Genomic DNA, 14,032 nt, shown 5'->3' with positions numbered 1-14,032 from the left:
CGGTGCCCGACGATTGAACCTCAAGGTCGGGTGCCCGGGAAAGCCGCAGGGACTAGAACTGATTGAGGAAGCGCATGTCTCCCGTCATCAGCGTCCTCAGATCGGGCAGGTCGTAGCGCAGGGCCGCCACGCGCTCGACGCCGATGCCGAAGGCGAAGCCGCTGTAGCGCTCGGGGTCGATGCCGCAGTTGACGAGCACGTTGGGGTCGACCATGCCGCAGCCCAGAATCTCGATCCAACCGGAATGCTTGCAGAAGCTGCAGCCCTCGCCGTGGCACACGCCGCAGCTCACGTCGACCTCGCAGGAGGGCTCGGTGAACGGGAAGAAGTGCGGACGGTAGCGCGTCTTGCGCTCGGAGCCGAACATGCACTTGACGAAGTAGTCGAGCGTGCCCTTGAGGTCGCCGAAGGTGATGCCCTCGTCGACCACGAGGCCCTCGACCTGATTGAACTGGGGCAGATGGCAGGCATCGGGGGTGTCGGGACGGTACACCGTGCCCGGCGCGATCATGTAGATGGGCGGCTTCTGGCTCTCCATGATGTGCACCTGCACGCCGGAGGTCTGGGTGCGCAGCAGGACGTCGGACTCGCCGTGCGCGTGCGCCTCGGAGTGGGCGCAGGTGCCCGGCGCGTTGTCCACGACGTAGAACGTGTCGCGCGCGCTGCGGCTCGGATGATCCATGGGGGCGTTCAGCGCGGTGAAGTTGTAGTAGGTCGTCTCCACGTGCGGACCGTCCTCGACCGTATAGCCGATGCCGCAGAAGACGTCCTCCATCTCCTCGATGATCTGGTTGATGAGGTGCTGATGGCCGATCTTGGGGCGAGCGCCCGGCAGGGTGACGTCCACGGCCTCGGTGGCCATGAGGTCGCGCATAGCCGCGCGCTTGAGGGCGCTGCCGCGGTGCTCGACGAGGCTCTCGGCCAGGCGACGCAGCTCGTTGGCGCGCTTGCCCAGCACGGGGCGCTCCTCGGGGGCGACCTTGCCCATCATGTGCATCACCGAGGTGATCTCTCCCTTGCGGCCGAGCAGCGCCACGCGCGCCTGCTCGAGCGCCTCAGGCGTGCTCGCGCCCTCGATCATCTCCTTGGCCTTGGCTTCAAGCTGCTCAAGGTCTTCGATCAGACTCATGAATCATCCCTTCTCTAACAAAAAACCGTCCTTCGCGCTCGGGGCTGTCCCTCGCGCCAAGGACGGATAAATCCGCGGTACCACCTTGTTTGGCTGCCGGATGTCAGGCCCGGCATGCCCTCTTTTGCCCTCTGTCGCTCGGGCGGACGGCTTCCCTACTGAGCGCGGGCAGCTTGTGCTGCACGCGGCGCCGTTCAGGTCGCTGCTCGGGAGTGAACGCTGTGCCCTTGTCCACGCAGGAAGGCTTACAGCCGGTGACCTTCCCTCTCTTGCCGGGACGCGGCGGACACAACCCTCTCCGTCAACGCGTTGCGAGCTAGGATAGCACACCGGGCTGACGCATGCATGCTGCAGCAAGGGTGTCCATGGTATTGGCAAGATGGAGAGGGTGGGCAGCAACCTCGCGCAGACGGCAAGGGCGGGCCGGACAGGACGGCCGATGGGGATGGTGAAGATGGACCGGACAGGGCGGGCCGATGGGGATGGTGAAGATGGACCGGGCAGGATGGGCCGGACAACGGGCCGATGGGGACAACGGCGACCGCCCCGCTCCACCCGAACCCCGCGCCGCGCCTACCGCGGAGAACCCGACGCATCTTGTCGGTTTTGCCGCGCCGCATCCGCCCGACCCGCTACACTGGAAGGCGCAAGACGATTCACCCCAAGGAGGAGACCGTGGGCAAGAAGAAGGACGCCGGCGCCAAGAAGCTCGGCAAAAAGCTGCGCGGGCTCGAGCGCAAGCTGAGCACCTATGACTACCTGATGAAAGTCACCCAGTTCGACGGCGCGACCATCGCGCCCGAGAACGGCGCCGCAGCGCGCGGCGAGGCCCTGGCGGCGCTCGCGGGCGGCTACCATCGCCTGCTGACGAGCGACGACGCCGTCGAGCTCGTGCACGACCTGCACAAGGCCGCGGCCAAGGGCAAGATCGGCGACAAACAGCTCGCCGCCGAGGTCCGCGTGCTCGCACGCGACCAGCGCGAGGCAAGCGCCATCCCCGCCGAGGAGGAAGAGGCCTGGACGCGCCTGACCTGCGAGGCAGACGCCGTGTGGCACAAGGCCAAGGCGGCAAACGACTGGGCGTCCTTCGAGCCCTACGTAGATCGCATCGTCGAGGCTTGCAAGCGACGCGCCACCTGCCTGGACAGCACGAAGGACCCCTACGACGTACTGCTCGACCAGTACGAGCGCGGCCTCACCATGGCCGATTTCGACGCCTTCTGCGACCAGGTCCGCGAGACCGTCGTGCCGCTCGTCCACGGCATCGTGCAGCGCGGCTACCAGCCCGACGCCCCCTTCCTGGCCGAGCGCGTTCCCGAGCACGTGCAGAAGCAGCTGTCGTTTGACCTGATCGACCTCGTGGGCATCGACCGCGCCGACACCACGCTCGCCTTCACCGAGCACCCGTTCTCGGAGGGCTTCGCGCCCGGTGACGCGCGCATCGCCACGCACATCTACGAGGACAACCTGATCTCCAACGTGTACTCGATCATCCACGAGGCGGGCCATGCCATCTACGAGCTTGGCGTCGACCCGGCGTATGCCTACACCTGCCTTGCCGGCGGCACCTCCATGGGCATCCACGAGAGCCAGTCGCGCTTCTTCGAAAACATCGTCGGCCGCAGCCGTCCGTTCATGGGTCCGCTGCTCAAGGTGCTGCGTCGCCGCGTGCCCGGCGTGTACGGCGACGTCTCAGAAGACGAGCTGTACCGCGCCGTCAACATCGCGCAGCCCTCGCTCATCCGCACGGAGGCCGACGAGCTCACCTACCCGCTGCACGTCATGATTCGCTACGAGATCGAGCGCGCCCTGTTCGCCGGCGAGGCGACCGCGCACGACATCCCGGGCATGTGGAGCGACCTCACGGCCAAGTACCTGGGCATCGAGGTACCTGATGACACGCACGGCTGCCTGCAGGATACGCACTGGTCGGGCGGCGACTTCGGCTACTTCCCCACCTACGCGCTCGGCAGCGCCTACGGTTCGCAGCTGCTTCGTGCCATGGTGGCAGAAAGGGTCGACTTCGGCGAGGCATGCGCCTCGGGCGACCTCGCACCGGTGCGCGCTTGGCTGGGCGACAAGATCTGGCGCTGGGGCCGCTCCAAGGATGCGCCCGAGCTGATCGAAGGCGCGTGCGGTGAGCCGTTTGACGCCACGTACTACTGCAGCTACCTCGCCAAGAAGTTCGGCGCCCTCTACGCGTTGTAACCTGCATCCAACAGCAAAAGCGCTGCGCCCCCTGTGCCATCCACGGCACAGGGGGCGCAGTCTTATCAGGCCCTCACGGCAGCGTGCCCACGCGCGCCTTCACGGCAGCGCATCCCCGCGCCCGCCTCCAGCGCAAAGCACCCCGACCGGCACCAGACCGGTCGGGGCGCACACACCGCAGGTAAAACCGCCGGTCGCCGGCGGGCAACCACCCTACTCCACGCGGAACGGCTCCAGCGCCTTCAGGGTAAACTCGCTCGCCTCGCGGCACAGCTCGTCGGTCGGAGCCTCGGCAAGCACGCGAACCAGCGGCTCGGTGCCGCTCGCGCGCACGAGCACGCGGCCGCGGTCGCCTAGGAACTCCTCGGCCTCCTTCACGGAGGCGAGCACGGCCTCGTCGGCCATGGCGGCGTCGCGATCGGTCACGCGCACGTTGGTCAGCAGCTGCGGGTACAGCTTCACCGGAGCGCACAGCTGGGAGAGCGTCTCGCGCTCGGCGCGCAGCACCTCCATGATGCGCAGGGAGGTCATGATGCCGTCGCCGGTGCACTCGATATCGCCGAAGATGATGTGGCCGGACTGCTCGCCGCCCAGGCTGTAGCCGTTGGCGCGCATGCAGGCGTAGACGTTCTTGTCGCCCACCGCGGTGGTCTCGTAGGACAGGCTCGCCTCGTCGAAGGCCTTGAACAGGCCGTAGTTGCTCATGACGGTGGGCACCACGGTGCCGCCGGTCAGACGGCCGTGCTTGTTGAGGTACACGCCGCACACGTACAGGATCAGGTCGCCGTCGACCACGTTGCCGCGCTCGTCCACGGCAAGGCAGCGATCCGCATCGCCGTCGTAGGCAAAGCCCACGTCCAGGCCCTGCTCCACCACATGGCGGCGCAGTCGGTCGAGGTGGGTGGAGCCGCAGTCCACATTGATGTTAAAGCCGTCGGGCGCATTGTTGATAACGCGGACGTCGGCGCCCAGCGCATCGAACACCGGCTTGGCAACTGACGACGCGGATCCGTTAGCGCAGTCCAGGCCGACCTTCACTCCCTGCAGCGAGAAGTTGGCGCTGGCGATCAGGTGGGCGATGTAGCGATTGCGGCCCTGCATGTAGTCCACCGTGGCACCGATATGGTCGCCCGTGGCCAGCGGCACCTCGACCTCACCGTCGATATAGGCCTCGATGAGCTCGAGGACGTCCTCGTCCATCTTGTAGCCCTCGCTGTTGACAAGCTTGATGCCGTTGTCGGTGTACGGGTTGTGCGAGGCGGAGATCATGATGCCGCAGTCGAAGCGGCCGTCAACCGTCTCGTAGGCAACGCCCGGCGTGGGGATGACGTGCAGCATGTAGGCATCGGCGCCGGAAGCGACGAGACCCGCCACGAGCGCGGACTCGAACATGTAGCTGGAGCGGCGGGTGTCCTTGCCCACCACCACGCGCGCCTTGCGGTCCTGACGCGCGCCGTAGTACCAGCCCACGTAGCGGCCGATCTTGAAGGCGTGGTCGACGGTAAGGCCCTTGTTCGCCTCGCCACGGAAGCCGTCGGTACCAAAGTATTTCATGGGAATCCTTTCGGACACAGTTTGCACCCCGGGCGGCCCCCTGCCGCCCCCGCGGGCTGGTCTGCGCCAGCCGGCGAGCACTATTGTACCTTCTAGGGGCGCAGGGCATCAAAAAGGGACAGTATCCGTGCAATTGGGGGGCGGCGCGCAGACAATCAAAAAATAAGGGGTTTCCCTCTTTGAGAGACCCCCCTTTGCAAAACGGCAAGCCGTTTTTCGTTGTATTGGGATGATAGCGCATATGCACCGATCGAAAAGCCATGCCAGGACATCTGCCTGAAAAGCATCGAGACCTTCTCGTTGCAGCAGCCGTTAAGGCACCGTCCTATCGAATGCGCGCACTGCTTGTTCCATCATGCAGCCATCGCAATTACTTGCGTATCCTAGTCACTTTGATAGCATCTTAGTCATTATTCGGCAAATGACTAAGATACCTTGGAGACGTCCATGATTCCGCTCGACTACCGCACAAAACTCAACGGTCTCATGAAACCGGAAATCGTATCCGCGTTGGGCGGCGTGCGCGAGCATAAGGGACGGCAATCGCTTTATACCGCCACAAAACCCGATGTCTTCAACAAGCTCTGCGAAGTGGCAAAAATCCAAAGTACGGGTGCGTCCAATCGCATCGAGAACATTTCGACCTCCGACAAGCGCCTTCGCGAGCTCGTAGAACAAGATGCTGAGCCCAGAAACCGCAATGAGCGCGAAATCGCCGGATATCGCTTTGTGCTCGATATGATCCACGAACGACACGATGACATACCCGTGACCCCTGGAGTCATACTCCAGCTTCATCGAGACCTCTATCGTTATCTTGACACTTCATTTGCTGGCAAGTGGAAAGATGCCGACAACACGATTGCGGAAAGGCTGCCTTCCGGTGAGCTTGTCACCCGATTCAAACCGACGCCAGCCGCGTTGGCGCCCGATGCCATGCAACGGATCTGTGAGGAATATAACCGCGAAATCGAAAGCGGTGTGCATGACCCCCTGCTCATAAGCCTTGTTTTCGTCTTTGACTTCGTGAGCATCCATCCCTTCAACGATGGAAACGGCAGAATGAGCCGACTCATAACCCTTCTCTTGCTTTATCGCAACGGCTATACAGTCGGAAAATACGTGTCCATTGAAGCGGAAATTGAGAGAACGAAACGAACGTACTACGAAGCGCTTCGTGCGAGCTCAGCTGGCTGGGTGGACGGACTGAACGACTATGCGCCGTTTGTAACCTATATGCTCGGAGTAATTGAAGCTTGCTACAAAACGCTGGACGAAAGAGCCTCCGCCCTCCTGTCCGGCACCTCGAGCGAAGATGTCCTCAAGAGCTACTTTGACTCCTTGATCGGCGGGGCGAGCAAGCGAGACATCATGGACGCAAACCCGACATTAAGCCAGAAAACCGTAGAACGCGTTTTACTGAAGCTGCAGATAGAAGACTATATCGAAAAACTAGGAGCAGCCCGGGCAACGCGATATAGACGAAAGCAGTAGAACCTGAACGAAGCTTCCTACGCAAGAAAGAGGATCATTTCTGATGATTCTATATCGAACATATGTTCCTATACTATGCTACGATATCTCTAGCGAGCGGGCGGTGCCCTCCGAGTCCAACAGAGAGAACAGGAGGGATCTCATGGCCAGGCTCACCGCGCTGCTTCTTGCAGCAGCAACGCTTCTCGCGTTCGCCGTTATTCTGATTCTCGTAATCGGCTAATATACGGCGGGTAATGCCTGCATAGGAGAACAGCCGCCTTTGGGGAGACGACTGTTCGATGTGGGCGTTGCCCACTTCAGCATATCCACAGGAGGGGTATAAACCTTCTGCTTGTGCTGAATATACCCCTATGGCGTCCCTATTTGCCGGGGCATTCCTCGGGGCGGCGGGCGTTCGATGGACGGTCACACACACTGTACTGAGAACGCCTGAATCGTTCGATTCGCATCGCATGCACCTCACGCAAAAGCGCACTATTATTGCGCTTTTACTTCATGCGCAACATCTTTGCGCATGAAGTACCGTCAAGGGCATCGCCCTGCAAGCAGGCCCTTAACAGCGAACGCGGAATGGAGGCCCTTCATACCGGTAGGCACTCATTGCCTATTGTCGAATTAAGCCGAATGAATTCCCAGAAACAGCCTACTGCCCCTGCTCGCGGTACCGGGCCTCGGTCGCTTCCTTGGCGGGGCGCCACCAGGACTCGTGGTCGCGGTACCACCGGATCGTCTGGGCGAGGCCCGCGTCGAAGTCGGTGTGGGCGGGCCTCCAGCCCAGCTCGCGCCGGAGCTTCGTGGGGTCGATCGCGTAGCGGTGGTCGTGACCGGGGCTGAAGGCACTCGTCGTGACGAATACCCGCCTCGGGCGTTAAATCCTATGACCATTGCACTGCTCGGTCGCAATCCCAAAACGGCGAGCCCAGGTAAAACCGGGGCTCGCCGTACATCTATTCATCCGGAGCATTGGAACGAAGCTCGTACGAACCAAACGACGCCATCGCTCTCAGGGCGACGGCCATCTCATTCCTCCCCCTTTTTCCCGAAACAACATCCTGAATCCATCGGTACGCTTCGTTTTTGGATGGATCTCTCGGGTCGGGAAGCTCGACGACAACCCCTTTCGTGTTCATGATCGCAAGCGATACGACCAAAGCGGTGCGCTTGTTCCCATCGGGGAATATGTGGTCCCGCGCCAGCATTTCACAAAACGAAGTGACCTGAAGAAAAAGATCTCCTTCGTATCGCTCGCTGGGGCCGACGCCAAAGATTACGCCGAAACAGGCATTGACGGCACTCGCAATCCTCCCGATAGCAACATCCACCGTCTCCTGAGAAGCGTTGGAAGGCGGGTCGAAGCACTTGCTCATCCCGGCAACCACCTTATGGGTGACGAAGATGGTTTCCGCCATGGCGGCGATGATGTCTTCACCGCCAAGTGTGATGCAACCGAGCGACCGCGCCTCTTCCTCTGTCACGAGTTCTCCAGCATCTTGAGCGCGTTCGGTATCGCCCGCATCACGCCCCTCATTCCGGCCTCGAATGTCCCGGATACCCCGCCGATGCCCTTAAAGTCAACAGAATCGATGATGTCCTTCGAGCTAATTATCCGGTCGGCATGAGGATCGAACACCCGGCTCCAGGCGCCGCCGTCACGATGGGACAGGGAGACGAGATCGAATGCGGTCATCGTGCCGTAGCTCCGGGCAACATAGTCGACGACCTGCATCTCCTCATCAGTGAGCTGTGCCCCACGCCCGCAGTCGCGAATCACGCTTTTTCCAAAGCGCTTGAACTCGTGATAGACCGCAGGCTCGACAGGGCCGTATTCCCACGCCTCAACCGTATCGTCGAAAAGCTCAACGCCTCTTTGCCGGAGCGACTCGACCTGTGCGAAGTAAACCAGCTTGTTGAGTTTTAGATTTGTCAAGGCGAGATCGCCATGACAAATAATGAAAGCATATGCTACATCAAATGACTTGACCATTTCGCCCCTCCCCATCTTCGCTCAATAGTGATTCGAGTATACCCGGTGCCGGCCGGCTATTCCCCTCTCTTTCAACATGCGCAGCAAACGCAGAGAGACATATGCTCTATTGCCCCTGTGCGCGGTACCGGGCCTCGGTCGCTTCCTTGGCGGGCCGCCACCAGGACTCGTGGTCGCGGTACCACCGGATCGTCTCGGCGAGGCCCGCTTCGAAGTCGGTGTGGACGGGCCTCCAGCCCAGCTCGCGCCGGAGCTTCGTGGGGTCGATTGCGTAGCGGCGGTCGTGGCCGGGGCGGTCGCGCACCCGGTCGAAGTCGTCCTCGGCGCGACCCATTGCCCGCAGGATCGCGCGGAGCACGTCGATGTTCGAGCGCTCGCCGTCGGCGCCGATAAGGTAGGTCTCGCCGATGCGGCCGCGCGTGAGGATCCCCCACACCGCGGAGCTGTGGTCGTCCACGTGGATCCAGTCGCGCACGTTGCGGCCGTCGCCGTAGAGCACAGGCCGGATGCCGCACAAGACATTGGTGACCTGCCGGGGGATGAACTTCTCCACGTGCTGGTAGGGCCCGTAATTGTTGGAGCAGTTGGAGATGGTGGCGGCGAGACCGTAGGTGCGCACCCAAGCGCGCACAAGCATGTCAGACGCCGCCTTGGTGCTCGAGTAGGGCGAGCTCGGCCGGTACGGCGTCTCCTCGGTGAAGCGGACGGGGTCGTCGAGCGCGAGGTCGCCGTAGACCTCGTCGGTCGAGATGTGGTGGTAGCGCACGCCGTGCTTTCGGCACGCCTCGATAAGGGCGAAGGTGCCGTGCACGTTGGTGCGCACGAAGGGCTCCGGGTCGGCGATGGAATTGTCGTTGTGCGACTCCGCGGCGAAGTGCACCACGGCGTCGGTGCTGGCAACCAGCCGGTCGACAAGCGCGACGTCGCAGACGTCGCCCACGACGAGCTCCACGCGGTCGGCGGGCAGGCCGGCGATGTTGGCGGGATTGCCGGCGTAGGTGAGCTTGTCGAGCACGGTCACGTGCACGCCGGGGTGCTCCCGGGCAACCCAGCGCACGAAGTTGGACCCGATGAAGCCGCAGCCGCCGGTGACGAGAATACGGCTAGGGTTGAAGGTGCTCGTCATGGCGAATTCCTGCCTCGGATGTTGAAACCTGTGGCCATTGTACTGCCTGGGGCGGGTGAACGCTGATCTCGGCGATCTGTTTAGATGCGCAGTCGCCCTCGCCCCTTTCTGCAAATGCTCGAAGGCAGCTCTAGACTCTCCTTCTGTTATCACTTATCCCTATCTCTCGCTTCTCTCTATCACTGCAAGCGAGAGAAGTGAGTGAGGGGACAGAGAGCGGGCACCTGCATGCAATGAAAAGCACCGAATTCATGCTGTGTATTTGCCGAAAATAATAGGATAATACGGCTTCGTGGGCATATATCTTTGTGGGCAAATTGGGAAGAACAACGCTTGGAAGCAGCCGCGATGCCCGACCTATCCCCCACGCCTTCGCCAATGGGAACGATGTTTTGAGCATTCGTCCGCCGGAAACGAACGTTAAAGCCTCCCGGATATCAATTGCTAACACGGTTTTCTGGTGCAGTTGGCCAAAATTGGTCATCCTTTGCAAAGGGATAAAGTTGCAAAAAGCACAGCTATGCAGCGTTTTTGCTATCCTTTCGCATCCCTGCCATGGGCACCTAAACCAGATATCTGGTTTAGGTGCCCATGGCAGGGATGCGAAACGCTTTAGAGGCGCCGTAGCACGATGCAGGGGTCATCGCTACAGGGCATCCAAAACCCATCGGCTAGAAATCAAATCCGATCGATCGACGCCCTCCATATTGGCGACTACTCGGTAAGCGGACTTTCTTAAATAACCCATACAACATATAGCGCTCTTGTTTACTCCGTATTCCATTTTTGCGCAGCTGGCATATCTTAACTAACACAATATATAGTGTTACCGTTCGCAGAGAAATACAAGATATCTTGACACCGAACAGATGTACTTGTGTATAGTGGCTCCGGAAAACTTCGACGTATGGAGCGTGATGTCTGTATGCTTAGAATCACTTATCTTGTTGGCAACGGTTTTGACCTGCAAGCCAAACTCCCAACAAAACCGCTTAGCATTATTGATAGCTACCTACAGGAAGTCAGTAAAGAGCTGTCGGCCGAAACGCTCAAAAATGGTCCCAATTCTGTTTTGGCAAAACTTCTCTCGACCATTCAGTCCGCCATCACGAGTGATTACGAGTCATGGGGCGATTTCGAGACAGCGCTTGGCAGCAAACTCGCAGAAGCTTGTGCGAACGCAGGCATCGACTCTGAGCAGTATGCGTGGGCCATTGAGCACTTCACGCGCCATTTACACGTATATATCACTAAGATCAACCAGCGTATCGACGCACTTCAAATCACGCCAGCGCTTGAAGAGCGATTCTACCGTTCGGCCATCAACTGCATGCGAGATGGCATGCGCGGCGATCAGCGCGCAAAGATGCAGAAGGTTCTTGCCGCCCACGCCAAGGACAATTGGTCTATACGCTATGTCAATTTCAACTACACCACACTGCTCGATCGCGCGCTCCTTGCTGCATCCAAGTCAGGCAAGTTTTCGCACTCTGTTTCATTCGGATACAGCAGCTTTGGGCGCAGACTGGATTCCAGCGTTCTGCATATTCACGGCAATTTAGCCGATAGCCATGGCATCATCACCGGCGTTGACGATGCATCGCAAATTGTTGTTCCGGAATACCGAGATAACCCCGAGGCGCTCGATACGATTGTGAAGCCACGCCTCAACTTGGAACGTGGGGATCTCGTTGAAAACGAGACGCTGCAGCTCATCGCTCAATCGGACATCATTTGCATCTACGGCATGGCAATGGGCAAAACAGATGCTACGTGGTGGAAGGCAATTGCGGAATGGCTCGACAGTGACAAGGAGGAGCGCATCCTCGCGATTAACGCATGGGGCAACAATGCGGACATCCTGCCTCGTGACAATCAACGGGCGAACGCCGCCGCACTTGCTCGCTTCTTTAACGGAGCTGGCATTTCCGACAACGATATAAGGTCGCGCCTTGAGTCGCGAATCGCCATTTCTAGGAACTCTAAGGTTTTCGATCTTGGCATAGATCTTTCGGAGAATTCCAAGGATTCCGACAGCAATTCCTGGTGGCACCTTGATCACGGACGTCGTAGTCAAGAATAAGCCCACGTCCATCGGAGACGTGGGCTTTGTCAAACCGGCGAAATGAGTCAGTCAAATTACTGAGCCAACACGTCCGCGATCCGCTCGCTTGCGTGGCCGTCACCGTACGGATTGGACGCATGCGACATCGCCTCGTACTCAGCCGGGTCGTCGAGCAAGCGCGTGAATTCGCGATAAATCGTCTCTTCTTCGGTCCCCACAAGTCTAAGCGTTCCGGCAGCCACGCCCTCGGGGCGCTCGGTCGTATCACGCATCACCAGTACGGGCTTTCCCAGCGAGGGTGCCTCCTCTTGGATACCGCCGGAATCGGTGAGAATAAGATGGGACACAGCCATGAAGTTGTGAAAATCTACGACTTCAAGAGGATCGATGATGCGCAAACGGTCAAAACCATCAAGCTCCTCGTGTGCAGCTTTCCTAACCTGGGGATTCATGTGAATGGGATAGATCGCCTTTGTGTCCGGATGCTCCTCCATAACGCGACGGATCGCCCGGAACATCCGGTGCATGGGCTCACCCAGATTCTCACGGCGATGGGCGGTGATAAGGATCAGACGGGAATCTCCCGCCCAATCGAGTTCCGGATTCTGATAACCCTCATCGACCGTAGTACCAAGCGCATCGATACCCGTGTTACCCGTCACAAAAATACGCGCAGCGTCTTTGCCCTCGGACAACAAGTTTTCCTTGGCAGTATCCGTCGGAGCAAAGTACCAATGCGAGATGACGTCCACGGCCTGACGGTTAAACTCCTCCGGCCAAGGTGAATACAGGTTGTTTGTACGCAAGCCAGCTTCGACATGGCCGACAGGGATCTGCAAATAAAACGCTGCCAACGCCGCCGCAAACGAGGTCGTCGTATCGCCGTGAACCAGCACTAGATCGGGCTTCTCAAGTTCTAAGACCTCTTTGATCTTGAGCAATACATCGCTCGTCACATCAAAAAGCGTCTGGCCGGGCTTCATAATCGCGAGATCATGATCCGGTTTAACGTCAAAGACGCGAAGCACCTGATCGAGCATCTCGCGATGCTGACCGGTTACGCAAACGACAGTTTCGAACTGCTCAGGACGCCGCTTGAGCTCGTTTACAAGTGGGCACATCTTGATTGCCTCTGGGCGAGTGCCAAAGACAAGCAGTATTTTCATAACAGACATCGGCTCTCCATTCGCACGATCAAACTAACTCAGTCCCTACGGAACAGATCGCGGGTATACACCTTCTCCGCCACGTCCGAAAGCTCATCGCTCCAGCGGTTAGCGATAATCAAGTCGCAGCGCTCCTTAAACTTTGCGAGATCGTGCATCACCTCAGAACCAAAGAACGTCGCATCGTCCAGCGTCGGTTCATAGACCACCACGGGAACGCCCTTGGCCTTCACGCGCTTCATAATGCCCTGGACAGAAGACGCACGGAAGTTGTCCGATCCGCTCTTCATGGTGAGACGGTACACACCCACGGTCGGCGCGGAAACGCCCGCGTACACAAGCTCGTTCACACGCGTGAGCACCTCGTCTGCCACGTGGTCTTTGCGCGTACGGTTGGAGTCCACAATCGCCTCGATGAGGTTCTGGGGCACGTCCTTGTAGTTGGCGAGTAGCTGCTTGGTGTCCTTGGGCAAGCAGTAGCCACCGTAGCCGAAGGACGGATTGTTGTAGAACGACCCAATACGCGGTTCGAGGCACACGCCGCGGATGACATCAGTGGTGGAAAGTCCACGCACCTCGCAATAGGTATCGAGCTCGTTGAAGTAGGAGACGCGCAGCGCCAGATAAGTGTTAGCGAAGAGCTTGACCGCCTCGGCCTCCGTGAGACCGAGTACGAGCTTGGGAATACCAGTCGAACCATCCTCGTTCACGCGATCATGCTCTGCAGGATCGGCACCCTCGGCAAGCAGAGCCGCGAAGCGCTCCGCGGCAGCGCGAGCCTCGTCGTCATCCGTGGGGGCCCCCACTACTATACGGCTAGGATGAAGATTGTCATAGAGCGCATGTCCCTCGCGTAAGAACTCCGGCGAGAAGATGATTCTACCATCTCCCCTCTCCTCGCGGAGACGCGAAGTGTATCCTACAGGGATGGTCGACTTGATCACCACCCATGCATGGAGATTCACAGAACGGACCGCATCGATTGCCGACTCAACGGAAGAGGTATCGAAAAAGTTCCGCGCGGAATCGTAATTGGTCGGCGTTGCAACCACAACGAATTCCGCATCGGCATATGTCGTTGCCACATCAGTTGTTGCCTTAATATCAAGCGTCCGGTCACCCGCCTTGGTTTCTGCAAAAAAACGCTCAATTTCTGCGTCGCGAATAGGTGACACAAAACGGTTGAGCATCTCAACTTTTTCAGGCACAATATCCAACGCGTGCACTTCGTTATGCTGCGCAAGCAGAACAGCAAGCGAAAGACCTACATAACCAGTTCCGGCAACGGCAATCTTCATCTCAG

Annotated in this window: 10 protein-coding genes; 3 read left to right on the top strand and 7 right to left on the bottom strand. The window is 59.4% G+C overall.

Annotated features, from left to right (window positions below; all coding sequences use genetic code 11):
- Positions 1–52 precede the first annotated feature (52 nt).
- The gene (pheS, locus tag QUW00_RS06005) at positions 53–1,129 is read right to left on the bottom strand and encodes a phenylalanine--tRNA ligase subunit alpha (RefSeq protein WP_289613474.1); all 1,077 of its coding nucleotides are present in this window, start codon (positions 1,127–1,129) and stop codon (positions 53–55) included.
- Between the two features lie 675 nt (positions 1,130–1,804).
- Between pheS and QUW00_RS06000 the strand changes: the two genes are divergently transcribed.
- Positions 1,805–3,337 carry a carboxypeptidase M32 gene (locus QUW00_RS06000; protein ID WP_289613473.1) on the top strand — a complete coding sequence of 511 codons (1,533 nt, stop codon included), beginning with the start codon at positions 1,805–1,807 and terminating at the stop codon, positions 3,335–3,337.
- 213 nt (positions 3,338–3,550) lie between these two features.
- Here the strand turns inward: QUW00_RS06000 and glmM are convergent, their stop codons facing one another.
- Positions 3,551–4,891 carry a phosphoglucosamine mutase gene (gene glmM, locus QUW00_RS05995; protein WP_289613472.1) on the bottom strand — a complete coding sequence of 447 codons (1,341 nt, stop codon included), beginning with the start codon at positions 4,889–4,891 and terminating at the stop codon, positions 3,551–3,553.
- A gap of 447 nt (positions 4,892–5,338) precedes the next feature.
- Here glmM and QUW00_RS05990 point away from each other — a divergent pair, with 447 nt between their 5' ends.
- Positions 5,339–6,385 (top strand): Fic family protein, encoded by a 1,047-nt coding sequence (locus tag QUW00_RS05990; RefSeq protein ID WP_289613471.1) that lies wholly within the window; start codon positions 5,339–5,341, stop codon positions 6,383–6,385.
- Positions 6,386–7,335: 950 nt separating this feature from the next.
- Here QUW00_RS05990 and QUW00_RS05980 read toward each other — a convergent pair.
- The 3 genes from QUW00_RS05980 to rfbB form a co-directional block, all read right to left on the bottom strand.
- The gene (locus QUW00_RS05980) at positions 7,336–7,863 is read right to left on the bottom strand and encodes a Fic family protein (protein WP_289613470.1); all 528 of its coding nucleotides are present in this window, start codon (positions 7,861–7,863) and stop codon (positions 7,336–7,338) included.
- Positions 7,860–8,372 (bottom strand): Panacea domain-containing protein, encoded by a 513-nt coding sequence (locus QUW00_RS05975; protein WP_289613469.1) that lies wholly within the window; start codon positions 8,370–8,372, stop codon positions 7,860–7,862. The genes QUW00_RS05980 and QUW00_RS05975 overlap by 4 nt, the downstream gene beginning before the upstream one ends.
- Before the next feature lie 106 nt (positions 8,373–8,478).
- Positions 8,479–9,498, bottom strand: coding sequence for a dTDP-glucose 4,6-dehydratase (gene rfbB / locus QUW00_RS05970; protein WP_289613468.1), 1,020 nt, complete (start codon positions 9,496–9,498; stop codon positions 8,479–8,481).
- Between the two features lie 925 nt (positions 9,499–10,423).
- Here rfbB and QUW00_RS05965 point away from each other — a divergent pair.
- A complete protein-coding gene (locus QUW00_RS05965; protein WP_289613467.1) occupies positions 10,424–11,581 on the top strand; it encodes an AbiH family protein in 1,158 nt (385 codons plus the stop codon).
- A gap of 56 nt (positions 11,582–11,637) precedes the next feature.
- On the opposite strand, the gene wecB is transcribed toward QUW00_RS05965, so the two are convergent.
- Both wecB and QUW00_RS05955 read right to left on the bottom strand, forming a co-directional pair.
- Positions 11,638–12,738 carry a non-hydrolyzing UDP-N-acetylglucosamine 2-epimerase gene (gene wecB / locus QUW00_RS05960; protein WP_354003408.1) on the bottom strand — a complete coding sequence of 367 codons (1,101 nt, stop codon included), beginning with the start codon at positions 12,736–12,738 and terminating at the stop codon, positions 11,638–11,640.
- Positions 12,739–12,767: 29 nt separating this feature from the next.
- On the bottom strand, positions 12,768–14,027 hold the full coding sequence (locus QUW00_RS05955; RefSeq protein WP_289613466.1) for a nucleotide sugar dehydrogenase: 1,260 nt from the start codon (positions 14,025–14,027) through the stop codon (positions 12,768–12,770).
- Positions 14,028–14,032 lie beyond the last annotated feature (5 nt).

The sequence above is a fragment of the Collinsella tanakaei genome (assembly GCF_030373545.1).
GTDB classification, from domain to species: Bacteria; Actinomycetota; Coriobacteriia; order Coriobacteriales; family Coriobacteriaceae; genus Collinsella; species Collinsella tanakaei_C.
The sequence above is the reverse complement of the archived record's forward strand: the minus strand, read 5'-3'. Positions and strand labels throughout refer to the sequence as shown.